Below are 26,095 nucleotides of genomic sequence, written 5' to 3'. Positions count from 1 at the left end.
CAACGGAGGCCCTCGGCTCGGAGGGCCGGTACTGGCCGGGAAGCCGGCTCAGGCAGGGGTCTGCGCCGAGGCCCGGCGCCGTAGTTCTTCGGACAGCTCCTGCCAGCCGCGCGCGCACTGGGCGGCCGCGGCGGCGGCGGTCTCGGCGCGGTACGGGGGTACCGCGGCGACGATCCGCTCCCACTGGCGCAACCCGCTCACCTGGAGATCGAGCATGCGCAGCAGGAGCCTTCCCGCCTCGCTCAACCTGAGCAGGGGGTCCTTGCAGAGGCCGGTGACCAGTGAGGGCAGTGGCTGCCCCCCGCCCCGGTCCGGCAGCCGGGGCGGGCCCGGGCTGTTGCCCGAGCGCCGCTGGACGGCCGGCACGGGATCCGCTCCCTCGCCGATCCGGCGGCGTACGTCCCGTACGGTCGAGGGCGCGATGCCCGCCTCACGTGCGATCTGCCGCAGGGAAGCCGTGGGACGGCCGGCGAGCAGCCGGGCCGCGACCTCGCGGCCGCGGACCGGATCGGCCGGCCGTACGCGGCCGTCCTGGCCGATGCGCCCGGGCGGGGCGGGCGCCGGCCCTTCGCGGCGGCGCAGCGCCCCGATGGTCTTGGCCGCCAGCCCGGTCCGCTGCGCGATGCCGCGGTCGGACCAGTCCGGGTGGGACCGCAGGATCCGTAACGCCGCGGCGGTCCGCTCCGCGTGCGTCAGTGGGAGCCCGTGACTGATGTTGGCCTCGACCGAGAGCACGAACGCGTCCTCGGCGCTGCCGTCGAAGTACGTCACTCCCACCGTGTGCCGCCCGCGGAGCACGGCGGCCCGCAACCGGTGCGTCCCGTCGATGATCCGCATGGTCGGGCGGTGCACGAGCAGCGGCGGCAGCGCCCGCCCGGAGTGCGCGAGGTCCTGTGCGTGGCTCTCGTTCACGTGGACCGTGCGGGGGGAATCCGCCGCGAGCAGCGCGCCGACCGGCACTTCGAACGCGGCGTCGGGGGTGTTCGCCGCCTTCGCCGCGTTCCTCGTGTTCGGCTTGCCCATGAAGTTCACCTCCTTTCGTGCACTCGATGCTTCGGACGCCGCGCTGTTCGTCGGCCCCGGGAAGAAATTACGTAACTACCGTTCGGTAACCAATCCTGCAGCCGAACCCCGTTGAGATTTGGGCAAGTTGGGGGGGTGCCGGTCCGGCGGGGTGGGCGACCGCGGAAGATCCCCGGTCGCCCATCGGGGGCCGCTCACACCCCTGCGAGCTGCTCGGACCGTACGAACTCCTTGAGCCAGGAGAGGAATTCGGGGCCCAGATCCTCGCGCTCGCAGGCGAGCCGGACCGTCGCGCGCAGGTACTCGCCGCGGTCCCCGGTGTCGTAGCGCCGGCCGGAGAAGACGACCCCGTGCACGGGGCGCCCCGCGTGAACCAGGGTGCGCAGGGCGTCCGTCAGCTGGATCTCGCCGCCGCGTCCGGGGCTCGTACCCCGCAGGACCTCGAAGATCTCGGGGTCGAGGAGGTAACGGCCGATGATCGCGAGGTTGCTGGGCGCGGTTCCCGGCTCCGGCTTCTCCACCAGCTCGGTGATGCGTACACCGTCGCCGCCCGCCGGCCGCTCCACCGCGGCGCATCCGTACTGGTGGATCGCGTCCGGATCCACCTCCATCAGGGCCACGACGCTGCCGCCGAGCCGGGCGCGCACCTCGGCCATCCGGGCCAGCAGGGGGTCGCGCGGGTCGATCAGGTCGTCGGCCAGGAGCACGGCGAACGGCTCCTGACCGACGTGCGGGGCGGCGCACAGAACGGCGTGTCCGAGCCCCTTGGGGTCGCGCTGGCGGACGTAGTGGATGTCGGCGAGCTCGGTGGAGGCGCAGACGCTGTTGAGTTTGTCCTGATCACCCCGGCGCTGGAGGGCCTCCTCCAGCTCGTAGTTGCGGTCGAAGTGGTCCTCGAGCGGTCGCTTGTTGCGTCCGGTGACCATGAGGATGTCGGACATCCCCGCCGCGACCGCCTCTTCCACCACGTACTGGATGGCCGGCTTGTCGACCACCGGAAGCATTTCCTTCGGGGTGGCCTTGGTCAGCGGCAGGAATCGCGTACCGAGTCCTGCCGCGGGGATCACTGCCTTGATTATCTGAGGGGGTGTGGAATTCATGCAGCAGACGCTAGACGGCATGGCGTCGCATCGGCCTGAATTCCCCGGCCTTTACGCCTACTTAGGCATTTCCGTTCCGGCCGGCCCCTCCGCCGGCCCCTCCGGCGGCCCCTGCGCCGGCGTCGCCGCGATGCTCCGCCGGACGAGCCACCACAGTTCTCCGAGTTCGCCGGTGGCCTCACCCGGGCGCCCGCCCCGGCCGCGGCGCGCCCGAGCGACGACGCCGCCCACCAGATGCGCCGTCAGCACGGCGACCGGGCGCGGGTCGACCTCGGGGTCCAGCTGCCCTTGTGCGGCGGCCCGCTCCAGCAGCTCCCTGACCTCGGGAAGCCAGCAGCAGCACCACTCGGGTCCGGCGCCGACGCGCTCCTGGGTCAGCCGGGCGGCGGCGCGTACGGCCACGTCCGTCTCGACGAGGCGCCCCAGGGCGAGGACGAGCGCCGAGAGGGTGTCCAGCGCCGGGCCACCGCGGGCCGTCACACCCTCGACCACTCTGCGGGTGGCGCTCCGGCCGGCGCTCTCCACGGCCGATGCCAGATCTCCCTTCGCCGAGAAATGAAAGGTGACGGCTCCGATCGATATGTCGGCGGAGCGGCTCAGCCGGGAAAGTGATGTCCCGTCATATCCATTGCGGTCGAATTCAGCGGCGGCCACCGAGATCAGATGATTACGGGTGCGCACGGCGCGCTCTTGCTTTACCACTGCACTATCACTGCCATCCAGGTCGTTCCTGACTCGCCCATGCCTCCTCCGCGGAGACGGGCGACCTCCAGCGTCACCCCGGCACCGACCCGACACAACGGCGACTTGACGAAGAAGCACCCCTGTCCCGCCGCTCCGGGACCGCGCCGCGACGGGCGTCGCCGGACCCGTTCACCAACCTGCCGAAGTCGCACCCTGGCTGCCATACGTTCGCTAGAAAAAAAACGAACGTTCTGTATTCTTAACTCATCGACGACGCACGCCGGCGTCCGTAGTGAAGGGGGAGACAGATGACGGCACAGACGAGGACCCGAGCCCTGGTTGCCGGTGACACGGGCCTCGACGAGTTCACGGAACGCCTCTTCGGCCACTTACCGCGCACCGACCAGCGCCGTTGGGCCCGGGTCTACCTGCAGGGACTGCTCGCGACCCCGGGCAAGAAGTCCGTGCGCAGGCTCGCGGCGTCCGTCACCGAGTCGCCCACCGCCTCCCAGTCCCTGCAGCAGTTCATCAACGCGAGCCCCTGGGACTGGGCGCCGGCCCGCGCCGAACTGCTGCGGTGGGCGGAGGAACGGCACACGGTTCGCGCCTGGACGATCGGGCAGGTGTGCTTCCCCAAACGCGGTGAGCACTCGGTGGGCGTGCACCGCCGCTTCGATCCGGCCGCCGGGCGCATGGTCAACTGCCAGTTCGGCTTCGGCCTGTTCCTGTCCCTGGACGGCATCAGCGTGCCGGTCGACTGGCGGCTGGTGCTTCCCGAGACGTGGACGGCGGATCCCGTTCTGCGCCGCCGGGCGCGCATCTCCCCCGAGGCCGTGCACCAGAGCCCCGAGTCCCTCGTGGTGGAGCTCGCCGACGGGGTCGCCGCCCGTACCTCCTCGGCGCGCGTCCCCGTGGTCGCCGACATCAGCCGCCTCGGCAGCGCCGCCGCGGTGATCGGCATGCTCGGCCGCCGGGGCCACGACTTCCTCGTGTCCGTGCCGCCGACCCTCGGCGTCTGCGTCGCCGGTACGGTCCCCGGCGGCGACCCGGCCCGGACGCCCGGGCGCGAGTCCACGGCGGGCGACTTGGCCCGCCTGGGGAACACCAGCCACCCGTACACCGCGCTGCTCACCAGACCCGACGCGGGCCCGCAGCGGCTGCGCATCCACTCGGCGCTGGTCCGCGTACCGGGAGGGGAAACGGGGGCGCCGGGAGCCCTGGGGGCCTCGGGGGCGCACCAGACGTACCGGCTGTTCGGTGAACGGCGACCGGGACCCGGGCAGCGGGGCGGCGGCCCGGTCTGGCTCACCAACATGAGCCGGCACCGGATGGACGACCTGCTGCACCTCGCCCGGCAGTCGGCCCGGGCCACGGCGACGCTCGGCACGCTGGCGGACGGGTTCGGCCTGCTCGACTTCGAGGGCCGGTCCTTTCCGGGGTGGCACCACCACATGACCTTGATGTCAGCCGCGTATGCGTACAAGGCGGTGCCGGTACTTCGCGAGCGGCGGGAGTATGCGCGGCTCGCGTGAGCCGGGCCCTGCCGAGGGCTCCGCTGTGGGGAAACCCGGCTCCGCCGGGCACCGGGCGCCGGCCGCAACCGCGCTGAGCGCGGGCGGCCGGCCTGGCATCACGGCATCAGGCGCGGATGAGGGCCAGGACCTCGTCACGGACCTTCGAGAGGGTCGCCGCGTCGCGGGCCTCCACGTTCAGGCGCAGCAGGGGCTCGGTGTTGGAGGCGCGGACGTTGAACCACCAGTCCTCGCCCGTCACCGTCAGACCGTCGAGCTCGTCCACCGCCACCCCGTCACGACCCGCATACGCGGCCCTCACCGCCGCCAGACGGGCCCCCTGGTCCGCGACCGTCGAATTGATCTCACCCGAACCCGCATACCGGTCATACGAAGCCACCAGAGCCGACAGCGGACCGTCCTGACCACCCAGCGCCGCCAGCACGTGCAACGCAGCCAGCATGCCCGTGTCCGCGTTCCAGAAATCCTTGAAGTAGTAGTGCGCCGAGTGCTCACCACCGAAGATCGCACCCGTCTTCGCCATCTCCTCCTTGATGAAGGAATGACCGACACGGGTACGGACCGGGGTGCCGCCGTTCTCACGGACCACCTCCGGCACCGACCAGGAGGTGATCAGATTGTGGATCACCGTGCCCGTCCCCCCGTTGCGGGCCAGCTCACGCGCCGCCACCAACGCGGTGATCGCCGACGGGGACACACCCTCACCCCGCTCGTCCACGATGAAGCAACGGTCCGCATCACCATCAAACGCGATACCCAGATCCGCACCCTCCGCCAGCACCCGCGCCTGCAGATCCACGATGTTCTTCGGATCCAGCGGGTTGGCCTCGTGGTTGGGGAACGTGCCGTCCAGCTCGAAATACATCGGCACCAGATCCAGCGGCAGACCCTCGAACACCGTCGGAACCGTGTGACCGCCCATGCCGTTGCCCGCGTCCACGACCACCTTCAGCGGACGGACCGACGCCAGGTCCACCAGCCCCCGCAGATGCGCCGAGTAACCGGGAAGGCTGTCCTGCTCCGTGACCGTGCCCGCAACCGTGCCGGCCGCCACCGCCGGGGCGCCTTCGCCGGACCACTTCTCCACCAGCTCACGGATCTGCGACAGACCCGTGTCCTGGCCCACCGGAGCCGCACCCGCCCGGCACAGCTTGATCCCGTTGTACTTCGCCGGATTGTGCGAAGCCGTGAACATCGCACCCGGCAGATCCAGCGAACCCGACGCGTAATACAGCTGATCCGTCGAACACAGACCGATCAGCGTCACATCCACACCCCGCACGGCCGCACCCCGCGCGAACGCCGCCGACAAACCCGGCGACGACGGCCGCATGTCATGACCGATCACGATCGCCGAAGCCCCCGTCACCTCCACGAACGCGGCACCGAACAGCTCCGCCAACGACTCGTCCCACTCGTCCGGCACAACACCACGCACGTCATACGCCTTGACGATGTTCGAAAGATCGGGCATGTCCACTCCTTCGGGGGGTGACCGGCTGTGTTCCGGACGCTACCCGCCGCCCTCCCCGCCACAGCCCGCCCGCCCCCCAACCCGCTGAGGCTTTGGCAGATCGCCTTCAGCCCGGGGCGGCGCCGCCCCTCTCCCGGTACCACTGCGCCGCCTCGCCGAGCCGGCTCAGCGGGCCGGGTCCCGGCGCGACCCCGGCCAGCCGCCATGCCTCGTCGGCGCGGTACCAGTGGTCCCGGGCCAGCAGCGTGAACTGCCGCTCGCTCACCCATCCCGGGGCCGTGGCCAGCGCGTCCAGACACCTGCGCCACGGCCAGTCGGCGGCGGGTCTCGCCGGCAGCACGCGGTGGTCGGCGAGGGCGTCCATGAGGTCGCGGTTGCGCACGGGCACCGGGTGGTGGGCGTGCAGGACGCCCGCGGCCCCGGCCGCCGCGCCGTCCCCGAGCGCGAACGCCGCGATGAGCCGTGCCAGATCGTCGACGTCGACGAACGAGGCCAGCCCCGCACCTCCTCCCCACGCCGCCGGTACGCGCCGGAAGGCGTCGACGAGGGCCGGTACGACCCAGCGGTCACCCCTGCCCAGCACCAGTCCCGCGCGCAGGACCAGTCCCCCCGCGCCGAGCACCGGCTCCTCCCCCGCCAGCCGGCTGCTGCTGGCCGCCGACACCGGGGCGGTCGTCAGCTCGCCGACGTCCTGTCCCGTGTGCGGGCCCGGCCCATAGACGGCGCAGGTCGACAGCTGGACGATGCGCCGTACACCCGCCCGGCGCGCCTCGGCCATCAGGGCAGCGGTTCCCGTGGAGTTGACCGCCGTACAGCGGTCGGCGTCCGGTCCGATGAAGGAGGCCAGCGACAGCAGGACGTCCGCGCCGTCGCACACTCCGTGCAGGGATTCCGCGTCGGCCAGGTCCGCGCCGACCCAGCGCCCGCCGTACGCGATGGGGGGACGCGTACGGGACACCGCGCGCACCACGGCCTGCGGGTCCTGCGCGGCCAGCCGGCGCAGGACCGCCGACCCCACGAACCCCGTCGCCCCGGTGACGACGATGTGACGGGTGCTCAACCCCGCGGCTCCCGCCCGGGTTCCGGCTCCTTGGTGGTCTGCTGCCGCGTCGGACGCAGCGTCAGGCGCAGGTTCTCGCGGGTGGCCTCGGTGGCGACCGCGGGAAGCAGGTAGCGCCACAGGGAGGCGATGCGCTGCGGCAGGTCGGCCCGTCCGGTGGACGCCTGGGAGAAGAGCTGCGCGCCGGTGAAGGAGCTGACCAGCACCCAGGCCAGCTCGTGGTCGTCGACGTCGGGCTGGAGTTCCCCCTTGGCCCGGGCGAAGCGCAGCTGCTGGCGGAACTCCAGCACCCAGGCCTGGTAGGCGACGTCGTCGCGCAGGCCGAACTCTCCCTGTTCCACGGCCAGTCGGACGCCGGCGCGGAGTACCGGATTGTGCCGCAGCTCCTCCGCGAGGTAGAGCGTGATGTCCACCAGGTGCTGCAGGCCGTCCTCCCCTTCGGGGAAGACCAGGCCGTCGCCCTGGCCGACCATCACGGCGTAGGCGAGCTCCTCCTTGGAGCTGAAGTGGAAGTACATCCCGCCCTGGGTGACGTCCGCCCGCTTCATGATCTTGCTGATGCTGGCCCCGCTGAAGCCGAACTCGTCGAAGACCTCGGCGGCAGCACGCAGGATGGCCGCTTTGGTCTGAACTGCCCTGAGTTGAGGCGCGCGTTGCTGCTTCCGCTCTGACATGGACACCTAATCTCTCTCGACAAAAAAAACGAACATCCTTTATTTTAGGACCCAGCGCCACACAAGCACCAGCTCATGTCCGATGTCCAGGGGGGCTCAACCATGACTGTGTCAGCTGATCACTCCGTCTCGTCCGTCGCCGCACTCAGCAGCGCCTTACCGCGGGAGTACGTCCACAAGAGCGCACACTCCGAAGTCCTGCTCACCGGGTGGCGCACCGTCGCACCCGACGAGTACGTCGTCACCGCCCAGTGGCCCCGCACCCACAGCTTCTACACGCCGGACGGGGGCCACCACGACCCGCTCCTCCTCGCGGAAACGGTCCGCCAGGCCATCCCGCTCCTGAGCCACGTCGCCTACGACGTCCCCTTCGGCCACCGTCAGATCTGGGACACGTTCAGCTACTCGGCGAACCCGGAGGCCCTCGTCGTCGGCCCGGTACCGGCCGACATCGTGCTCCGCATCAGCTGCTCCGGCATCACCCGCCGGGGCCGAAGACTGGCGGGCCTCACCATGCACGTCACCGCGACCCGCGACGGGGAGTTCCTCGGCACCGCCCAGGCCGGCTTCACCAACCAGCCGCAGGCCGTCTACCAGCGCCTTCGCGGTACGAACGCGGACCTCGACCAGGTGGCCGCCCGCATCATCCCGCTGCCGCCGCCGTTGACGCCCCGCCGCGTCGGCCGCGACCGCTTCCACGACGTGGTCCTCTCCCCGACCAGCTCGGTCCTCCGCGCCCAGCTCCGGGCCGACATCAACCACCCGATCCTCTTCGACCACCCCGTCGACCACGCCCCGGGCATGCTGCTCCTGGAAGCCGTGCGCCAGGCCGCGTATGCTTCCGCCTTCCCCCGGCGGGGAGTCCTGACCGACATCGAGATGCGGTTCTTCCGCTACGCGGAGCTGAACTCGCCCTGCTGGATCGAGACGGCCCCGGCCTCCGGGGAGACGACCGCGACGGGCCGCCATCCCGTACGCGTCCTGGCCCGCCAGAACGGCGAGGACGTCTTCACCGCCACCGCGACGATCACCACCACGGCGCACGCCCCCCTCCGCGTCTAGGAGAAGCACGAAGGCGCCTGACCGGGTCCCCGCCCGGCAGGCGCCTTTCCCTTCCCCGCGGTGCGCGGGGCGCTGCGGTCAGACCTTCCTGACCACGCTGGACTTGAGCTGCATGGAGCCGAAGCCCTCGATCCTGCAGTCGATGTCGTGGCCGTCGACACCCTCGACGAGACGGATGTTGCGCACCTTGGTGCCGGCCTTGATGCCGGTCGGGCTGCCCTTGACCTTGAGGCCCTTGACGACCGTGACGGTGTCGCCGTCGGCCAGCGCGTTGCCGACCGCGTCCTTGATCACCCGCTCCCCGGTGGCCTCGGCGGGCTCGGCGGACGCGAGCGGCCACTCGTGCCCGCACTCGGGGCAGACGAGGAGCGCGCCCATCTCGTACGCGAACGTGCCGGCGCATTCGGGGCAGGGGGGCAGCGGGGTCTCAGTCACCCCGGCAGTATATTTCAGGCCATTCTTGCAGGTCGGCGCACGCGTCCCCGTTCCGGCGTGTGCGAGAGTCCGGTCGGCGCGGTTCACGAGGGGACGCCGGACCGCCGGGCCCCGCTCTCGCCACCCAGTCCAGGAGGTCCATGTGTCTGCCGCATCGAGCTACGCGTCCGGGGTCTGCGAAGTGCCGCTGCTGGGCGACACGATCGGCGAGAACCTGGACCGCACCGTGCGGAGGTTCCCCGGCCGCGACGCCCTCGTCGACGTGGCCGCCGGGCGCCGGGCGCCGGTGGACGTACGCGGAGCTCGCCGCCGACGTCGACGCCCTCGCGCTCGGACGCGGCTACTCGGTCATGCTCGGCTACTGGGAGGAGCCGGAGCGGACCGCCGAGGCCGTGGACGCCGCCCGCTGGATGCACACCGGCGACCTGGCCGTCATGGACGACGACGGCTACGTGAGCATCACCGGCCGGATCAAGGACATGGTGATCCGCGGCGGTGAGAACCTCTACCCGCGCGAGATCGAGGAGTTCCTCCACACCCACCCGGACGTACTGGACGTCCAGGTCATCGGCGTGCCCGACGCGAAGTACGGGGAGGAGCTGATGGCGTGGGTGCGGATGCGCGAGGGCGCCGAGCCGCTGACCGCGGCCGCCGTGCGGGCGTACTGCGACGGCAGGCTGGCCCACTTCAAGATCCCCCGCTACGTGGACGTCGTGGAGGAGTTCCCATGACCGTCACCGGAAAGATCCGCAAGGTGGAGATGCGCGAGGCTGCCGTGCGGCTGCTGGAACTGCCCTCGTAGAACGGCGCGTTGTCACTGGCACCTCCGCCGGTCCTGTCAGATGATCTTCCCTGGGCCCGTGGACCGGTCGACCGACCGATCCGCGGCGCCCCTTTTTCCGCCCTACCGAACGACCAGAGGAACACAGTGCCCCTGCCCATGAACCGACGTCTGGCCCTCAGCGCAGCCCTGCTGGCGGTGACGGCCGCGGTGGCTCCGGCGACCAACGCCCAGGCCGCCCCCTCCCTCTCCCCCGATCTCGAGGGGGTGAGCCAGGCGCTGCGCAACACGACCGCCGCCGGAGCGCCGGGCGCCATGGCCCGCTTCAGCGGACCCCTCGGCGTCCGGACCAGGACCGAGGGCGTACGCGACAAGACCACGGGATCGGCCATGGACACCCAGGCCCGCTTCCGGATCGGCAGCGTCAGCAAGACGTTCTCCGCCGTCGTGCTGCTGCAGCTGGTGGCCGAGGGCCGGATCGCGCTGGACGCCCCCGTCAACCGCTATCTGCCCGGTCTGCTGCCCGACGACAAGATCACCGTGCGTCATCTGCTCAGCCACCGCAGCGGCCTGGCGGACTACACCGATGCCATGTTCGCGAAGACCGTGCCCGGCTTCGAGTCCGTGCGCAACAAGGTGTTCAGCTACCAGGAACTGGTCGACCTCTCGCTGCGCGAACCGCGGACGACCGTGCCCGGCGCGGCGTACAAGTACTCGAACACCAACTTCGTGGTCGTCGGCATGCTCATCGAGAAGGCCACCGGCAACCAGGTGGCCACGGAGTACGAGCGGCGCATCTTCAAGCCGCTGGGGCTGCGCAACACCTCCTACGTGCACCCCACCACGCAGATCAAGGGACTGCACGCGCGCGGCTACCTGCACCCGGACGAGGCCGGCGCGCCCCTGGTCGACTCCACCGAGCAGACGGTGTCGTGGGCCCAGTCCGCCGGGGCGGTGATCTCCAGCCCGGCCGATCTGAACACCTTCACGTCCGCGCTGCTCGGCGGCCGGCTGCTGTCCGCTCCCATGCTCGACGCCATGATCACCATGACCCCGACCGACACCACGAACACCCGGTTCTACGGGCTCGGTCTGCGCCGCTACGACCTCTCCTGCGGCACGTCGGTCTACGGGCACACGGGTACCGTGCAGGGCTTCTACACGTACGCCTTCTCCACGCGCGACGGCCGGCGCAGCCTCGCCGCCATGGCGAACACCTCGAACAAGGGCTCTGCGAACACCGCCCTCGGCGGAACCCTCGAAGCTGCGTTCTGCGGCAAGCAGCCCGCGGAGCCCACCAAGCGCGGCTTCGGCTTCGCCCCGGCCGAGATGGACCTGCCCGAGCACAACGCGGCGCGCTGACGCGTCCCCAGGGCGTCCTGACCTCTCAGCCGTCACCCGCCGCGTCGTCGCAGGCGGGGCAGACCCGGCTCGCGTACTGCGGGTCGTACCACGCGGAGCCGGGCTGCCCCGGCGGCTGCCACGAGGCCCTCTGCATCGCGAACGTGTCCCGGCCGCAGAAGGTCCGCGGGCCGGGGACGGCCGTCATGCCGGGGGCGGCCGGCGCCGCGTGCACGCGGCGTACGGGCAGCTCGCCGCCCCCTGCCGGTTCGCCGGGGTCCTGCGCCGTCACCGCTTCGCCGAGCTCGTACACGACGACGAATTCGCTCATACCCCGACGGTAGGCCGCCCGCGGGCGTCCCGCAGGACCGACACCGGGAAACCCGCGGCACGAGTCGGTGCACCTCGGTTCACCCGGCGGGGGCGAGCAGCGTGTCGGGCCGCCGGCGCCGGCCGGGTTCGCCATCCTGGGCCGGGGCGCGGTACCGCAGTGGCCGCCGCCCCTCCCCCACGGCGAGAAGGAGCACGGCATGCCGACGGACGCGATCGGGCGTTTCCTCGCGGCTTTGGACCCCGGCCACCGGGAGGCCGTCACCGGCCGGCCGCGCGAGGAGCAGGAGCGGCTCGCGGCCGCCTGGGAACGGGAGCTGGCGTCGGACGACGAGCTCGACACCCTCGACGAACTGTCTCCTCCGGCTGCCGAGGCCGAGGCGGCCCGCCGCGTCATGGACCGCGAACCCTGACCCCGCCTAGGGGGTGTCTCCGGGCCCGCCCGACAGCCGCTCCCAGGCCTCCGCGAACATCTCGTGCAGGGGCGCCGTCGGCAGCACGCGGCCGAACGGGGCGCGGATCTCGCTGCGCCACAGCGGGCGCACCAGGTGGCTCCCCAGCTTCACGGTCTCCAGCGGCAGGTGCGGGGCCTTCAGCTCGCTCCACTCGCCGGGCAGGAACAGGGTCCGGCCGGCCCGCGCCCGCTTGGCCTCCACCACCGTGCCGGTGGCGAGGAGTTCGGTACGGGCCTGGGTGTGCTGCTTGGCCGACCAGCCGTTCCACCGCCGCACGTTCCGGTCGGTGGGCGCGGCCAGGGCCGCCAGCTGGAGGTACAGGGCCGCGGCGTCCGCGCCCGCGCCGATCTGCCGCGTCACCCGCGCGACCAGTTCCGGGCAGGACTGGCGCGGGTCCGCCTCGTACGTCCCGGCCGGCAGCGCTCCCGAGCGGGCCCGGAGCATCATCCGCTCCAGCCCGCCACCGGGCAGCAGCGGCGCCAGCCGGTCGAGTGCCTCGGCGAGGCCGGTGATCCCGCGCAGCCGCTGCCACACCTCGGGGCCGGCGAGCGCCGCGGGCCGCAGGAAGGCGGCGCCGCCGGGCGCGCACACCACCAGCGGCCCGGCGTCGTACGCGGTCACGGTCACCGAGCCCTCCTCCGCGTAACGGCCCTTCACCACCGGCAGCCGCCCCGGCCCGAACTGGTCGGCGATCGGGGTCGAGCTGTCCTGGACCAGCCCGCCGGGCAGCTCCAGCAGCAGCTCCGGGCGGGCCAGTTCGGCCCGCAGCCGCTCGTACAGGGCCATCGCCCCGGCCACCGCCGGATCGCCGACGGGCCGGTCCGTCCACGCCCACACCAGCGCGCTCGCGATCCGCCCGAGGGGGAGGCCCACCGGGGTGCCGTAGGGCAGCTCGGGTCCGGCCGGCGGCACGGCCCTGACCTCCACCTTGTTGCCGTACCGGGTGGCCGCCAGCTCCCAGCCGGCCGCTTCGGCCGTCGTGTCCTCGGCGGCCTCGTAGCCGCCCGCCAGCCGCCGGGCCCACACCTCGCAGAGGCCGAGTTCGGCCTCCAGGGCGTCGGCCGCCTCGTCGTGCACCGCGGGCTGCGCCCCGATCAGCTCGCACCACACCCCGGCCATCCGTTCCACGGCCGCCAGGACCCCGCCCGGCCGCCACAGCTCGGCCGGGTCCTCGGGCAGGGCCGCCGCCAGGACGGCCCGCCGTCCCGCGCCCCCGAGCCGCGCGCGCAGCCGCTCGTACGCCTCGGCGGTCGTCGGGGTCGCCTTGTACGGGGCCTTGCGCGCCAGGGCGCGGTCCTCGTCCCGGCCGGGCCGGCCGACCAGACCGGCCACCACGAGCCGGGCCACGGCCCGTCGTACGCCCGTCAGTTCGGCGAAGCGCGCGGCCGCCGGCTCCGGCAGCGGGACCGGGCCGTGCGCGTCGACCGCTTCGACCAGGGCCCGGAGCCGGGCGGCATCGTTCCGCTCCACCCGGACGAGCCGTGCCTGCGCGAGCGCCGCCGGTACCGGATCGCCGTCGGCGTCTGCGGTGGCACCCTGGGTTGTGTTCTCCGTGGTGTGCTCCGCTGCGGGTGCGACGAACCAGCACTGCGAACCGCCGGGCCGCACGGCGGCGGACGCCACGGCCGTACCGCCCGCACGCAGCCCGTCCAGGGCCCCGGCGTCGGCGCGGCCCACCCACCACCGGCTGCCGACGCGGGCGAACGGCTGGTCGGCCCAGGTGTCCAGGAGCGCCAGCAGCGCGGCCCGGTCGGTGTCCGGGGTCGGTGCCACCGCCGCCCGCCACGCCGCGGCGTCGACCGTGCCCAGCAGTTGCGACCAGTCGTGCGGCGGCGCCGGCGGGGAGAGCCGCCGCACCTCCTCCACGATCGTCCCGGCCAGGCAGGCGCCGTCGGAGGCCAGCGCGCCCAGCGTCGCCGGCAGGGCCACGTCCCGGGCCGGCCGCTCCCCCTTCGAGACCAGTCCGAACAGCGCGGGCAGCAGCTCGGTGTCCGGCGCGGACCGGCGGGGCTGGGCCGGCGCGGCCTCGGCGAGCAGGGTGACACGCCGGTGCAGGGCGCGCCGCCGCTCCTCCACCCGGGCGGCCCGCCCGGCCACGGCCACGACGGCCTCGGCCAGCACCGGGTCGGTGACCTCCGGCAACTCCCGGGCCACGGCCGCGCGCAGCGCCGCCGGGCCGTCGAGGGCGGCCTTGAGCAGGGTGTCCGCGGTCTGCCCTCCCACGGTCCGCAGCGCGCGGGACCCGGACGCGTCCCGGGTCCGCAGCAGGTACCAGAAGGCCGGCGGCAGGGCCACTCCACCCGACACGGTGACCTGCCGGGCCGGCCTCACCCGCGGGTTCCGGGGCGAGTGGTGTCCGTCCAGTTCCCACAGCAGGACGCCGTCGGCGGCGTAGGCACGCACGCCCGTCCAGGTCCGTGCCTCGGCGAGGACCACGTCCTCCACCGCGCCCTCCGGCGGGGCCCACAGGGCCCAGGGCTCCTGCCCGGGCCGGTCGATGTCGAAGCGGGCCGTCCGCCCGTCCACGCTCTCCACCAGGTAGTGGTCGGGCGCGTGGTCGCGGTGCCGGGTGCGGAACAGCACCCGGGTCCCGACCAGCCCGTCCCGGCTGCCCAGCGGGGAGTCGTCCAGTCCGGCGGGCAGCGGCGCCAGCTGCAGTGCCTCCACGGCCGGGCTCATGCCGGTCTCGGACGGCTCCGCGGCCGGATCGGCGCTCGCGGGCCGGCCCGGGAAGTCCGGCAGCGGGCTCGCCCCCTGCCGCTCCCCGGTGACCGGATCCACCACCTCCCACGGCCGCCGTCCGAAGACGGCGTTGGTCCAGATCCGGGAGCCGTCGCCGAGCAGCAGCTCGTCCCCGTCGATGCCCTCGGTGCCGCCGGGCCGCAGCACGCGCGTGCCGCCGTGCCGCCCGCCCCCGTCGGCGGTCTCGAACTGGAAGCCGTAGGCCCCGTCCAGGCTGCCGGCGAACGGCACCAGGCCGCTCAGCTGGTCCGGAGTGAACGGCTCCGCCGGACGGTCGGCCCAGACGGCGGTGTCGCAGTAGTAGGGGCTCTTCTTGAGGGTCCAGCTCACCAGGAAGGAACCGCCCACGTAGTGGACGGCGTACATGGTCGCCCCGTCCGGGACGGTGAACCGGCAGGAGCCCCGCACCCCGTCCGGGGCGACGGCGACCGCCCGGTCGCGCCCGAACACCGTCAGCACCGGCCAGGTGCAGGTCACCCCGGACACCCCGGCGACCCCCGTCACCTCCGTCGCCTCCGGCAGCGCCCCGTCCGTTCCCTCGGGCCCGGCATCCGCCGCGAACTGCGCGTACACCGACTCCAGGGCCGGCCAGGCCAGTTCCTCGGGCAGGCCGGCCGTCAGCGAGCGCCGCAGCGCGCCCGCGGCGCCGGCCCCGGCGAGGGCGTCGGCGATCCCGCCGAGCGCCGTCACCGTCGGCCGGTCCAGCAGGGTCTCCAGCTCGGCCACGGCCTCCTCGGCCCCCGCCATGCCGCCGCCCGCGACCGTGTCGACGAGCTTGCCGACCCGCCCGGCCACCTCGTGGGCGATGCCCTCGTTGCCCGGCAGCAGTGTCACCGCGGACCCGGGCCGGCGGTGGTGCGCGGCAGGCCAGTGGGGCGTCAGACGCGCGTGTACGGTCCCCTCCAGGCGGGGGCCGAACACCGGGTCGGCGGCGAGTGCGACGAGGTCCCGCCGGGACCGCTCGCCCCAGAAGCGCATCCGCGTCTCCGGACCCGGGTCGACGACCGCGACCCCGGCCGCCAGGCAGGCGTCGAGCACGTCCGCGTCGAAGCCCTGGTAGTGGTGCCGGGTGGTGTGCACCGTCACCGGGTCGCCCGCCGCCCGCAGCCGTGGTCCCAGCCGGCCCACGAGGTCGAGGAACTCCGCCGGGAGCGGCTGGCGCGCGACGCCGCCGCCGGACTGCGCCGCGTACTGGTACATGCGGACGAAGTTTCCGGCCCAGTGGTGCAGTCCGCCCTCCGGCACCACCCGTCCGCTCTCCATCGCCTCCGCCGCACCGCAGCCGATCAGCATCCGCAGCCACGCCCCGCCGTCGGTGACCCCGTCCGGGAAGACCTCCACCAGCCCGGCCGCGACCGTGTCCGCGGGCCGATGGGCCGTCAGGACCTGCTCCGCGGCGGTGAGCAGCGCGTCCGGCACCGACTTCTTCCGGGTGACCGACAGGATCGCGCCCACCAGCCGCGCGACCTCCTCGTCCCCGTGCCCGGCCGCCTTCGCGGACGCCCGTACGCGGCGCACCAGATCCGCCGGGAGGTCCGCGGGCGAGCCCGCCCACGCCGTCAGGAACGTGTCCAGGGCCGCGTGCGCCGCGGCCGGCTCCAACGTCTCGGCGAGGAACCGCTGATGGGCCCCGAACTCCTTGGCGGGCATGGCCCCGCCCGTGGCGAACAGCAGCGCGTTGGCCCGGCGGTAGCCCGGGTCCACCGGCAGCCCGTGCCGGGCCTCGGCCTCCCGTGCCGCGGCGTAGGCCCGCCCGCCGGGGCGGCTCCCGTAACCGATCAGCCGGTGGCCCACGGTGTCCCAGAACCACGGCAGGTGCGCCGGCGGCAGCCGTCGCGCCCGCGCCGCCATCGTGTCGACGAACCGGCCGGGCTTGCTCCGGGAGCGGCCCAGTTCGGAGCGCATGTCCTCGATCAGGGCGCGCGCGGTGCCGGCGGCGTCCGGGTCGTGGGCGGCGACCCAGTCGGCGTAGGTGGTCGAGTCGTGGGTACCCGCGGTGGGCAGCAGGGCGGTGAACGAGGCGATCATGCCCGGGATCGTCGCATGCCCCACCGACACCGCCGGCGCCACGGCCCGGGGATCCGATCCAGCCGGGCTGACGAGTCATCAGGTCATCCGTCCCGGACTCTTGACTCTGCTGCCGCCAGTGGCGATTCTCGTCCCACCGCTTGTGCGGGCCATGACAAACAAGCCACAGCCGTGCCCTGCGGCCGTGGCCGTCGTGTGCCCCCGGACGGATCCGGCTCCTCGACCGCGCCATCCACTGACCGAAGACGTGAGTGATGACCATTTCCCGACACACGCACCACAGGCGTAGGCCCCTGGCGGTCCTGTCATTGCTCCTCGCCGTGGTGGCCATGGTGCTCGGCCCCGTGCCCAGTTCCTCCGCCGCCGACCCCGGCTGGTGGAACCCGGTCGCCCGGCCCGCACCCGACTCCGAGATCAACGTCACCGGCGAACCCTTCAAGGGCACCGACTCCCAGGGACGCGTCCGGGGCTTCGTCGACGCGCACGACCACCTGATGTCCAACGAGGGCTTCGGCGGCCGCCTCATCTGCGGCAAGCCGTTCTCCGAGCAGGGGGTGGCCGACGCGCTCAAGGACTGCCCCGAGCACTATCCCGACGGCACGCTCGCCATCTTCGACTTCATCACCAAGGGCGGCGACGGAAAGCACGACCCGAACGGCTGGCCGACCTTCAAGGACTGGCCCGCCCACGACTCGCTGACCCACCAGCAGAACTACTACGCCTGGGTCGAACGCGCCTGGCGCGGCGGCCAGCGGGTGCTCGTCAACGACCTCGTCACCAACGGCGTCATCTGCTCGGTCTACTTCTTCAAGGACCGCGGCTGCGACGAGATGACCGCCATCCGCCTGGAGGCGCAGAAGACGTACGACATGCAGGCGTACGTCGACAAGATGTACGGCGGTCCGGGCAAGGGCTGGTTCCGGATCGTCACCGACTCCGCGCAGGCCCGCGACGTCGTCAAGCAGGGCAAGCTGGCCGTCGTCCTCGGCGTCGAGACTTCCGAGCCGTTCGGCTGCAAGCAGATCCTGGACATCGCGCAGTGCAGCAAGGAGGACATCGACCGCGGCCTGGACGAGCTGCACAAGCTGGGCGTGCGCAGCATGTTCCTGTGCCACAAGTTCGACAACGCCCTCTGCGGGGTCCGGTTCGACCAGGGCGCCCTCGGCACGGCGATCAACGTGGGCCAGTTCCTGTCCACCGGCACCTTCTGGCAGACGGAGAAGTGCAAGGGCCCGCAGCACGACAACCCCATCGGCCTCGCGGCGGCGCCCGAGGCGCAGAAGCAGCTCCCGGCGGGCGTGGCGGTCCCCTCGTACGCCGCTGACGCGCAGTGCAACACCCGAGGTCTCACCGAGCTCGGCGAGTACGCGGTGCGCGGCATGATGAAACGCAAGATGATGCTGGAGATCGACCACATGGGGGTCAAGGCCGCGGGCCGGGCCTTCGACATCCTCGAATCCGAGTCGTACCCCGGCGTGATCTCCTCGCACAGCTGGATGGACCTGGACTGGACGGAGCGGGTGTACCGGCTCGGCGGATTCGTCGCCCAGTACATGAGCGGCTCCGAGGCCTTCAGCGCGGAGGCAAAGCGCACGGACGCGCTGCGCGAGAAGTACAAGGTCGGCTACGGCTACGGCACCGACATGAACGGCGTCGGCGGCTGGCCCGGCCCCCGTGGCGCGGACACCCCGAACCCGGTCCGCTACCCCTTCCGCAGCACCGACGGCGGCTCCGTGATCGACAAGCAGACCACCGGCGTGCGCACCTGGGACCTCAACACCGACGGCGCCTCGCACTACGGTCTGGTCCCGGACTGGATCGAGGACATCCGGATCACCGGCGGCCAGGACGTGGTGGACGACCTGTTCCGGGGCGCCGAGTCCTACCTCACCACCTGGGGTTCGTCCGAGAAGCACAAGGCCGGGGTGAACCTCGCCGCGGGAGCCCCCGCCTCGGCCAGCTCGTCCGAGTGGAACCCGTTCATCAGCTACGCGCCCTCACGGGCCGTGGACGGTAACACGGGCACCCGCTGGGCGAGCGACTGGAGCGACGACCAGTGGCTCCAGATCGACCTCGGGACACCGGGCCTGGTCAAGCGCGTCACCCTCGAGTGGGAACGCGCCCACGGGAAGTCGTACCGGATCGAGCTCTCGGGCGACGGCACGAACTGGCAGTCCGCATGGTCCACGACCACCGGTGACGGCGGGCTGGACACGGCGCAGTTCGCCGGCACCCCGGCCCGGTACGTACGCGTCCACGGACTGCAGCGCGGCACCCAGTGGGGGTACTCGCTCCACGAGGTCGGCGTCTACAGCAGCTGACGCCGCCCGGGCGGCGTCTGGTGCCGGGGCCGGGGCCGGCCGGATCCTCACCGATCCGGCCGGCCCCGGCCCCGGCCGCCTTCCCGCCGCCGCACCGCACTGCCCGTATCGCACCGCCCGCACCACACCGCCCGTAGCGCACCGCACGGCACAGCAGCACGAACCGAAGGGATCGCCCATGGCACGGATGCCGTCGGCCGACCGGCGCCGGCAGCTGACCGAGGCCGCCATCCGGGCGATGACCCGCGACGGGGTCGCCCGGACGACGACCCGGTCGATATCCGCCGAGGCGGGCGTATCACTGAGCGTCTTCCACTACTGCTTCGACTCCAAGCAGGCCCTGCTCGAATCCGTCATGGCGGCGATCACCGAGCACAGCATCAGCGTGGTGAAGGAGGCGATCCAGCCGAAGGCCACCCTGCGCGAGACCGTCCGGGCCGGCTTCCAGGCGTACTGGGACCACGTGTCCGCCCACCCGGGCGAGCACATGCTCACGTACGAACTCACGCAGTACGCCCTGCGCCGGCCCGGCTTCGAGCACCTGGCGCGACGCCAGTACCAGCTGTACGCCGACACCTACACCGAGCTCATCGAACAGCTCCGTCACCACATGGGCTTCGAACTCCGCGTCCCCGTGACGGTACTGGCCCGCTATCTGGCCGTCATGACGGACGGGCTGACGCTCAACCACCTGGTGCTCGGCGACGAAACGATCTCCACGGACATCCTCGACACGTTCACCGACCACGTGGCGGGCCTCGTCGGGGACGACTGCGCCGGAGGCTTCGGCGACCGCGGCGACGGGGCCCGGCCGCCCGTCCGGGAGCGCGTCGCACCACCGCGCTCCGCCTGAGGCGGCCGGGTCCCCGGATCAGGCGCCGTCGGCGGTGACCTCGGCGCGGACCTGGCGGGCGGCCTCGACCAGGTTCTCCAGGGAGGCCCTGGTCTCCGGCCAGGCCCGGGTCTTCAGGCCGCAGTCGGGGTTGACCCACAGCCGTTCCGCCGGGATGGCAGCGAGGCCCTTGCGGAGCAGCGCCGACGCCTCGGCCACCGAGGGGATCCGCGGCGAGTGGATGTCCCAGACGCCGGGGCCGACCTCGCGCGGGTAGTCGGCGCCCGCGAGCTCGTCGGCGACCTGCATGTGCGAGCGGGCCGCTTCCAGGCTGATGACGTCGGCGTCGAGGGCCTCGATGGCGTCGACGATGTCGCCGAACTCGGCGTAGCACATGTGCGTGTGGATCTGGGTGTCCGGACGGACCCCGGCGGTGGTGAGCCGGAAGGACTCGGTGGCCCACGCCAGGTAGGCGGCGTGGTCGGCGGCGCGCAGCGGGAGGGTTTCCCGCAGCGCCGGTTCGTCCACCTGGGTGACGGAAGTGCCCGCCGCCTCCAGGTCGTCCACCTCGTCGCGCAGGGCCAGCGCCACCTGGCGGGCGGTGTCGCCGAGCGGCTGGTCGTCGCGGACGAAGGACCAGGCGAGCATGGTGACGGGGCCGGTGAGCATGCCCTTGACGGGGCGGCCGGTCTGCGCCTGGGCGTACGTGGTCCAGCGCACGGTCATCGGGTCGGGGCGGGAGATGTCGCCGGCCAGGACGGGCGGGCGGACGTAGCGGGTGCCGTAGGACTGCACCCAGCCGTGCTGGGTGGCGAGGTAGCCGGTGAGCTGCTCGGCGAAGTACTGGACCATGTCGTTGCGCTCGGGCTCGCCGTGCACGAGGATGTCGATGCCGGCCTTCTCCTGGAAGGCCAGGACCTCCCGGATCTCCGCCTCGATGCGGTCCTCGTAGCCCGCCGTGTCGATGCGGCCGGCCCGCAGGTCGGCGCGGGCCACGCGCAGTTCGTCGGTCTGCGGGAACGATCCGATGGTCGTCGTGGGCAGCAGCGGCAGGCCCAGGCGGGCGTGCTGGGCGCTCGCGCGCTCCTCGTACGGCTGGGAGCGGCGGCCGTCCGCGTCCGTGATCGCCGCGGTCCGGGCGCGCACCGCGGGGTCGCGGGTGACGGCGGAGCTGGCGCGGGAGGCCAGGTCGGCCCGGTTGGCGGCGAGTTCGGCCGCGATCACGTCGGTGCCGCCGACGAGGCCGCGGGCGAGCGTGGCGATCTCCGCGGTCTTCTGCCGGGCGAAGGCGAGCCAGCGCCGGACCTGCGGGTCGGCGTCCCGTTCGACGGTGGCGTCCAGCGGGACGTGGAGCAGGGAGCAGGAGGCGGCCACGTCGACCCGGTCGGCGAGGCCCAGGAGGGTGCCGAGGGTGGACAGGGACTTCTCGAAGTCGTTGATCCAGATGTTGCGGCCGTTGACGACGCCCGCGACGAGCCGTTTGCCGGGCAGGCCGCCGACGGCGGCGAGGTCGGCGAGGTTCGCGGCGGCGGCATCGGTGAAGTCCAGGGCGAGCCCGTCGACGGGAGCCTTGGCCAGCACCGGCAGAGCCTCGCCGAGCCGGTCGAAGTACGAGGCCACGAGCAGCTTCGGCCGGTCTCCCGGGGCGCCGAGCTCGCGGTACGCGCGGGCGGCGGCGTTCAGTTCGGCGGGGGTCCGGTCCTGCACGAGGGCGGGCTCGTCCAGCTGCACCCACTCGGCTCCGGCCGCCCGCAGGTCGGCCAGGACCCGGGCGTAGACGGGCAGCAGGCGGTCGAGCAGGGTCAGGGGCTCGAAGTCGGCGGCGACACCGGGGGCGGGCTTGGCCAGCAGGAGGTACGTCACGGGCCCGACCAGCACCGGGCGGGCGGTGTGGCCGAGCGCCAGTGCCTCTTCGAGCTCGGCGACCTGCTTCGAGGAGTCCGCCGTGAACACGGTGTCCGGGCCGAGTTCGGGCACCAGGTAGTGGTAGTTGGTGTCGAACCACTTGGTCATCTCCAGCGGCGCCACGTCCTGGGTACCGCGCGCCATGGCGAAGTAGCCGTCGAGGGCGTCGGTCCGCACGGCGGCGCGGTGGCGTTCGGGGACGGCGCCGACCATGACGCTGGTGTCCAGCACGTGGTCGTAGTACGAGAAGTCGCCGGTCGGCACTTCGGTGATGCCGGCGTCGGCCAGCTGCTGCCAGTTGGTCCGGCGCAGGTCACGGGCGGTCTCCCGGAGGGCGTCGGCGGTGACGCGGCCCTTCCAGTAGCCCTCGACGGCCTTCTTCAGTTCGCGGCTGCCGCCCTGGCGGGGGTAGCCGTACACGGTGGCCTGTACTGCCGCGGCTGCGGACTCGGTGGTCACGGAACTCTCCTTCGCGAGCGTGTCTCCATGAACCCGGTGACGGGCCTGGGCTGCGAAGGGGTGCCGGAACGGGCGGACCGCCGGATGCGCGTACGCCTGAGGTACACGCCGGAACGATCCGCCTGAAGCACGCCGACCCACCCACGAGGTCACCGGGAAACCGGGCGCGGTCGTTCGCGCTCGGGCAACGGGCAGGTCTTCGGACTCGCGGGCGCGCCTGCCGGTCTCCCGGCGGGCACCTACTGGCCGTCGCTTCCCAGGACCGGTTCCGGTCCCAGTGCGTATGACGGCGGTCGTTCCCACTCACCGCTGCGGGGCAGTCCCGGATTCCCACCGGGTTCCCTCTTACGACGCGCCCCGTCCGGCTGACGGGTGCGAACCAGCTGCCCGGCCAGAGTAGATGGCGTTCGCCGTCAACGGAGCGGGTTGTCCAATATCCGGATCGCGGCGAGACCGGGACGCGGAGGATCCCCGCGCCGCCGGGCGGAGCGGGGATCCGGGGGGGGGGAAGGTCAGTACCGGTCCAGCAGGGTGGTCAGGACCTTGTAGAGGACCGATTCCTCATCGGCCACGGCCTCCTCCGAGCGCCAGGCCACGAAGCCGTCCGGGCGGACGAGGACCGCCCCGGCCGCGGTCGTGCCGTGCGCCTCGGCCCAGTCGCCGCCGCTCGCAGGGATCAGGTCGGCCTCCGGCCCGTTGCCGATGGCGTAGGCGTCCAGGCGCACGTTCATCCGTTTGGCGACGGATCCCGCCGCCCCGCTCCACGGCGTGCCCTCGGAGCTGAGCAGGACGAAGGACCGCTCGTAGAGGTCCAGGGTGGACTTCTGCCGCTCCTCCCCCGGGGCGTGGAGCCACATGTGCGGCGCGCGCGTGCCCGGTTCGCCGCACAGACGCATCCGTTCGGGCACGACCGGCTGGTCGGGGTCGGTGCCCAGGACCGCGCCCTGGTTGTAGCGGTAGCCCATGGCCACGGACAGGACACCGCCCTGACGTCCGCCCGGGGCGGGCTCGGGCTGGCCCTCGTGGACGGTCTCGGGGTCGGGCTCGTACCCCGGGTGGCTGTGCTCGGCGGACCGGGCCGAGGCGCGCTCGCTCGTCGCCCGCGCCACCGGAAGCCGCTCGGCCTCGTACGTCTCCAGCAGCCCGGGGCCGGCCGCGCCGTCCAGTACGGCTGCGAGCTTCCAGGCCAGGTTGTGCGCGTCCTGGATGCCGGTGTTGGAGCCGAACGCCCCGGTGGGGGACATCTCGTGGGCGGAGTCACCGGCCAGGAAGACCCGGCCGGCCACGTACCGCTGCGCGACCCGCTCGGCCGCGTGCCACGGAGCCTTCCCGGTGATCTCCACGTCCAGGCCGGGTGCGCCCACGGCCCGGCGGATGTGCTCGACGCAGCGCTCGTCCGTGAAGTCCTCCAGGGTCTCGCCGCGGTCGGGGTGCCACGGCGCGTGGAAGACCCACCGCTCGCTGTTGTCCACCGGCAGCAGGGCCCCGTCGGCGTCGGGCTTGGTCAGGTAGCACACGATGAAACGCCGATCGCCGACCACGTCCGCGAGCATGCGGGACCGGAAGGTGATGCTCACGTTGTGGAAGAGGTCGCCGGGACCGCTCTGGCCGATCCGGAGCCCTTCCCGCACCGGGCTGCGCGGCCCGTCGGCGGCGACGAGGTAGTCCGCGCGCACCGTGCTGTGCTCCCCGGTGTCGCGGTTCTTCACGATGGCGGTCACACCGCCCGGGTCCTGTTCGAAGGAGAGGAGTTCGGTGGAGAACCGCAGGTCGGCCCCGAGCCCGGGGGTCACAGACATCAGTACCGGCTCGATGTCGTTCTGGCTGCACAGGCACCATGCCGACGGGCTGAAGCGGGCGAGTGCGCCCCCCGGGTCGATCCGCTCGAACAGCCACTCCTGGTCTTCACCGGTCAGGGAGCCGCCTTGCAGGATGCCGTGGTTGTCCGCCAGGACCGAGGCCGCCTCGCGGATCCGGTCCTCGACACAGGCGACGCGGAACAACTCCATGGTCCGTACGTTGATACCGCGTCCTCGCGGGTGCATCGAGGTACCCGCGTGCTTCTCGACCAGCATGTGGCTGATGCCGTGCCGGCCGAGGAAGAGCGAGGTGCACAGGCCCACCAGCGAGCCGCCCACGATGAGGACAGGGACGCGGTGGTCGACGTTTTCCTTCATGGCTCTTCCATGCCCTGTACGAGGGCGCTTCCCTCGCCCGTTCACCCGCTTGGTTCTCTCCTCTCGCGCCGGGGGGATTACGGGACAACGATCGGTTCGGGTGGCGCCGCCCCGTGGCGACCGTGTGGTCTCGAAGGAGTGTGAACGATGACAACCTTGTCGGAACGGATATCCCAGTCCGCCTTCGACGGCTCGAGGCTTCGGGTCGTGCTGCTGCTGGATCTGTACGACGGTGCGCAGAACCAGTTCCTGGAGGTCTACGAGCATCTCCGCAAGCAGGTGTCCTCCGTCCCCGGACACATCAGCGACGAGTTGTGCCAGTCGATCGAGAATCCCTCGCAGTGGCTCATCACCAGCGAGTGGGAGAGCGCACCGCGGTTCCTGGCCTGGGTCAACAGCGAGGAACACGTCGCGTCGGTGCAGCCGCTCCACGGCTGCGTACGGGACACCCGCTCGCTGCGCTTCAGCGTGCTGCGGGTGACCGGCAAGGACTCCGTCCCCGCCGTCTCCCTCTCCCCCTCGTCCTACGGCTCCGATCCCGGGTTCGGCCCCGACGCCGCTTCCGCGCACTTCGGGGACCGGTCCGGTGACCGCCTCCAGGTCGCCCCGCGGCGCGGGGACGGCGTGGTGCGCCACGCCCTCACCTTCACCGTGAAGCCGGGCAGCGAACCGGTCGTGGCGGAGCTGCTCGCCGGGTACACCTCCCCGCAGGCGCGGGTCGACGAGAACACCCGGCTGCGCCGCACCTCGCTCTTCATGCACGGCAACCGGGTCGTACGGGCGGTCGAGGTGGAGGGCGACCTCCTCGCGGCGTTGCGCCACGTGGCCCTGCAGCCCGAGGTGCAGGCCCTGGAGGAGGCCATCAACCCGTATCTGGAACAGGACCGGGACCTCAGCGACCCCGGATCCGCCCGGATGTTCTTCACCCGTGCGGCGCTCCCTGCGGTGCACCACGTGGCGGGCGCCGGCCGCGAGCACGCGGACGTCCGGCGGCACGCGCTCTTCTACCCCGCCAAGAACGGGTGCGGCATGGCACTCGCCCGGCTGCTCGCCGGCCAGGACGAGGCGGCCGTGGACGACCCGGCCAGCCCCATCGAGGGAAGCACCCTGTTCCAGCGCGACGACATCGTCGTCCGGCTCCTCGACATGCGCGGCCCGCTCGACGCCCGGCCCGCCCTGGCGCTCGGCGTCGAGGGCGGCCACAAGGCGGCCGTGCTGGCCCGGCTGCTCGACAGCGCCAAGGACGGCGTCCCCACCACCGACCAGGAGATCTCACGCTTCCTCGCGCGCTCTGAAATGCGCCTGATCACCGACCGGCGTACGCCGGACCAAGCCTGAGGAGATGGCCGTCATGACCCCTCGACTGACCATGGAAGAACTGGCCGCCCTGATGAAGAAGGGGGCCGGCGTGAACGTCGACCCCGCGGCCATGGCGAGCCGCCCCGACTCGGGCTTCGACGAGTGGGGGCTCGACTCCCTCGGGCTCCTCGGCATCGTCGGCGAGCTGGAGAACCGGCACAGCCGGCCCCTGCCCGCCGACGCGGACCGGTGCAAGTCGCCGCGCGAGTTCCTGGACCTCGTCAACAACGCCCTGGCGACCAAGGCCTGACGCGTTCGGACGGACGGGCACCGCCCGTCCGTCGTGCCGACGCCCCCGAGACCGGCTCATCCCGCCGGTCT

19 protein-coding genes, 1 pseudogene and 1 riboswitch are annotated in these 26,095 nt (G+C 72.6%); of the genes and pseudogenes, 9 read left to right on the top strand and 11 right to left on the bottom strand.

Annotated elements, in window-relative coordinates:
- Positions 1-48 precede the first annotated feature (48 nt).
- The 3 genes from RIU97_RS34030 to RIU97_RS34020 all read right to left on the bottom strand — a co-directional run bounded on the left by RIU97_RS34030 (position 49) and on the right by RIU97_RS34020 (position 2,804).
- Entirely contained in the window at positions 49-1,023 is a 975-nt protein-coding gene (locus RIU97_RS34030) for a ParB N-terminal domain-containing protein (RefSeq protein WP_404961338.1), read from the bottom strand.
- Positions 1,024-1,217: 194 nt separating this feature from the next.
- Positions 1,218-2,123: a UTP--glucose-1-phosphate uridylyltransferase GalU gene (gene galU, locus RIU97_RS34025; RefSeq protein ID WP_404961337.1), complete on the bottom strand. Its 906-nt coding sequence runs from the start codon at positions 2,121-2,123 to the stop codon at positions 1,218-1,220.
- Positions 2,124-2,180: 57 nt separating this feature from the next.
- A complete protein-coding gene (locus tag RIU97_RS34020) occupies positions 2,181-2,804 on the bottom strand; it encodes a TetR family transcriptional regulator (protein ID WP_404961336.1) in 624 nt (207 codons plus the stop codon).
- A 311-nt stretch (positions 2,805-3,115) separates the two neighbouring features.
- Here RIU97_RS34020 and RIU97_RS34015 point away from each other — a divergent pair, with 311 nt between their 5' ends.
- Entirely contained in the window at positions 3,116-4,339 is a 1,224-nt protein-coding gene (locus RIU97_RS34015; RefSeq protein ID WP_404961335.1) for an IS701 family transposase, read from the top strand.
- A 106-nt stretch (positions 4,340-4,445) separates the two neighbouring features.
- Here RIU97_RS34015 and RIU97_RS34010 read toward each other — a convergent pair whose 3' ends face one another.
- From RIU97_RS34010 to RIU97_RS34000, 3 genes are all read right to left on the bottom strand, one after another.
- Positions 4,446-5,813, bottom strand: a complete 1,368-nt coding sequence (locus RIU97_RS34010; RefSeq protein ID WP_404961334.1) for a phosphomannomutase/phosphoglucomutase — start codon at positions 5,811-5,813, stop codon at positions 4,446-4,448.
- Between the two features lie 106 nt (positions 5,814-5,919).
- Positions 5,920-6,873, bottom strand: coding sequence for an NAD-dependent epimerase/dehydratase family protein (locus RIU97_RS34005; RefSeq protein WP_404961333.1), 954 nt, complete (start codon positions 6,871-6,873; stop codon positions 5,920-5,922).
- Positions 6,870-7,547 carry a ScbR family autoregulator-binding transcription factor gene (locus RIU97_RS34000; RefSeq protein ID WP_404961332.1) on the bottom strand — a complete coding sequence of 226 codons (678 nt, stop codon included), beginning with the start codon at positions 7,545-7,547 and terminating at the stop codon, positions 6,870-6,872. Before RIU97_RS34000 ends, RIU97_RS34005 begins: the two co-directional genes overlap by 4 nt.
- 102 nt (positions 7,548-7,649) lie before the next feature.
- Here RIU97_RS34000 and RIU97_RS33995 point away from each other — a divergent pair, with 102 nt between their 5' ends.
- Complete coding sequence (locus tag RIU97_RS33995; RefSeq protein ID WP_404961331.1) at positions 7,650-8,609, top strand: ScbA/BarX family gamma-butyrolactone biosynthesis protein; 960 nt, start codon at positions 7,650-7,652, stop codon at positions 8,607-8,609.
- 78 nt (positions 8,610-8,687) lie between these two features.
- On the opposite strand, the gene RIU97_RS33990 is transcribed toward RIU97_RS33995, so the two are convergent.
- Entirely contained in the window at positions 8,688-9,044 is a 357-nt protein-coding gene (locus RIU97_RS33990) for a zinc ribbon domain-containing protein YjdM (protein ID WP_404961330.1), read from the bottom strand.
- Between the two features lie 335 nt (positions 9,045-9,379).
- On the opposite strand from RIU97_RS33990, the pseudogene RIU97_RS33985 reads away from it, so the two are divergent.
- Together RIU97_RS33985 and RIU97_RS33980 are read left to right on the top strand one after the other, a co-directional pair.
- A pseudogene (locus tag RIU97_RS33985) lies at positions 9,380-9,846 on the top strand (AMP-binding enzyme); the annotation flags it as partial.
- Positions 9,847-9,984: 138 nt separating this feature from the next.
- Entirely contained in the window at positions 9,985-11,187 is a 1,203-nt protein-coding gene (locus RIU97_RS33980; protein WP_404961329.1) for a serine hydrolase domain-containing protein, read from the top strand.
- A gap of 25 nt (positions 11,188-11,212) precedes the next feature.
- On the opposite strand, the gene RIU97_RS33975 is transcribed toward RIU97_RS33980, so the two are convergent.
- A complete protein-coding gene (locus RIU97_RS33975; protein ID WP_404961328.1) occupies positions 11,213-11,497 on the bottom strand; it encodes a hypothetical protein in 285 nt (94 codons plus the stop codon).
- 199 nt (positions 11,498-11,696) lie between these two features.
- Here RIU97_RS33975 and RIU97_RS33970 point away from each other — a divergent pair, with 199 nt between their 5' ends.
- Positions 11,697-11,909 (top strand): hypothetical protein, encoded by a 213-nt coding sequence (locus tag RIU97_RS33970; RefSeq protein WP_327417707.1) that lies wholly within the window; start codon positions 11,697-11,699, stop codon positions 11,907-11,909.
- 6 nt (positions 11,910-11,915) lie between these two features.
- On the opposite strand, the gene RIU97_RS33965 is transcribed toward RIU97_RS33970, so the two are convergent.
- Positions 11,916-16,721 carry a hypothetical protein gene (locus RIU97_RS33965; protein ID WP_404961327.1) on the bottom strand — a complete coding sequence of 1,602 codons (4,806 nt, stop codon included), beginning with the start codon at positions 16,719-16,721 and terminating at the stop codon, positions 11,916-11,918.
- A gap of 254 nt (positions 16,722-16,975) precedes the next feature.
- Here RIU97_RS33965 and RIU97_RS33960 point away from each other — a divergent pair, with 254 nt between their 5' ends.
- Positions 16,976-19,042: a discoidin domain-containing protein gene (locus RIU97_RS33960; RefSeq protein ID WP_404961326.1), complete on the top strand. Its 2,067-nt coding sequence runs from the start codon at positions 16,976-16,978 to the stop codon at positions 19,040-19,042.
- Between the two features lie 178 nt (positions 19,043-19,220).
- On the top strand, positions 19,221-19,895 hold the full coding sequence (locus tag RIU97_RS33955) for a TetR/AcrR family transcriptional regulator (protein ID WP_404961325.1): 675 nt from the start codon (positions 19,221-19,223) through the stop codon (positions 19,893-19,895).
- An 18-nt stretch (positions 19,896-19,913) separates the two neighbouring features.
- Here RIU97_RS33955 and metE read toward each other — a convergent pair whose 3' ends face one another.
- Complete coding sequence (metE, locus tag RIU97_RS33950) at positions 19,914-22,238, bottom strand: 5-methyltetrahydropteroyltriglutamate--homocysteine S-methyltransferase (protein WP_404961324.1); 2,325 nt, start codon at positions 22,236-22,238, stop codon at positions 19,914-19,916.
- 172 nt (positions 22,239-22,410) lie between these two features.
- Positions 22,411-22,637, bottom strand: a riboswitch (cobalamin riboswitch).
- Between the two features lie 113 nt (positions 22,638-22,750).
- A complete protein-coding gene (locus RIU97_RS33945; RefSeq protein ID WP_404961323.1) occupies positions 22,751-24,415 on the bottom strand; it encodes an FAD-dependent oxidoreductase in 1,665 nt (554 codons plus the stop codon).
- 147 nt (positions 24,416-24,562) lie between these two features.
- Between RIU97_RS33945 and RIU97_RS33940 the strand changes: the two genes are divergently transcribed.
- Together RIU97_RS33940 and RIU97_RS33935 are read left to right on the top strand one after the other, a co-directional pair.
- Complete coding sequence (locus RIU97_RS33940; RefSeq protein ID WP_404961322.1) at positions 24,563-25,753, top strand: SchA/CurD-like domain-containing protein; 1,191 nt, start codon at positions 24,563-24,565, stop codon at positions 25,751-25,753.
- A 13-nt stretch (positions 25,754-25,766) separates the two neighbouring features.
- The gene (locus RIU97_RS33935; protein ID WP_361765685.1) at positions 25,767-26,024 is read left to right on the top strand and encodes an acyl carrier protein; all 258 of its coding nucleotides are present in this window, start codon (positions 25,767-25,769) and stop codon (positions 26,022-26,024) included.
- Positions 26,025-26,095: the final 71 nt, after the last annotated feature.

It is taken from the genome of Streptomyces sp. 147326 (assembly GCF_045000215.1).
GTDB lineage: Bacteria > Actinomycetota > Actinomycetes > Streptomycetales > Streptomycetaceae > Streptomyces.
Note: the sequence above shows the minus strand (reverse complement) of the source record. Positions and strands in the feature narration are given on the sequence as shown.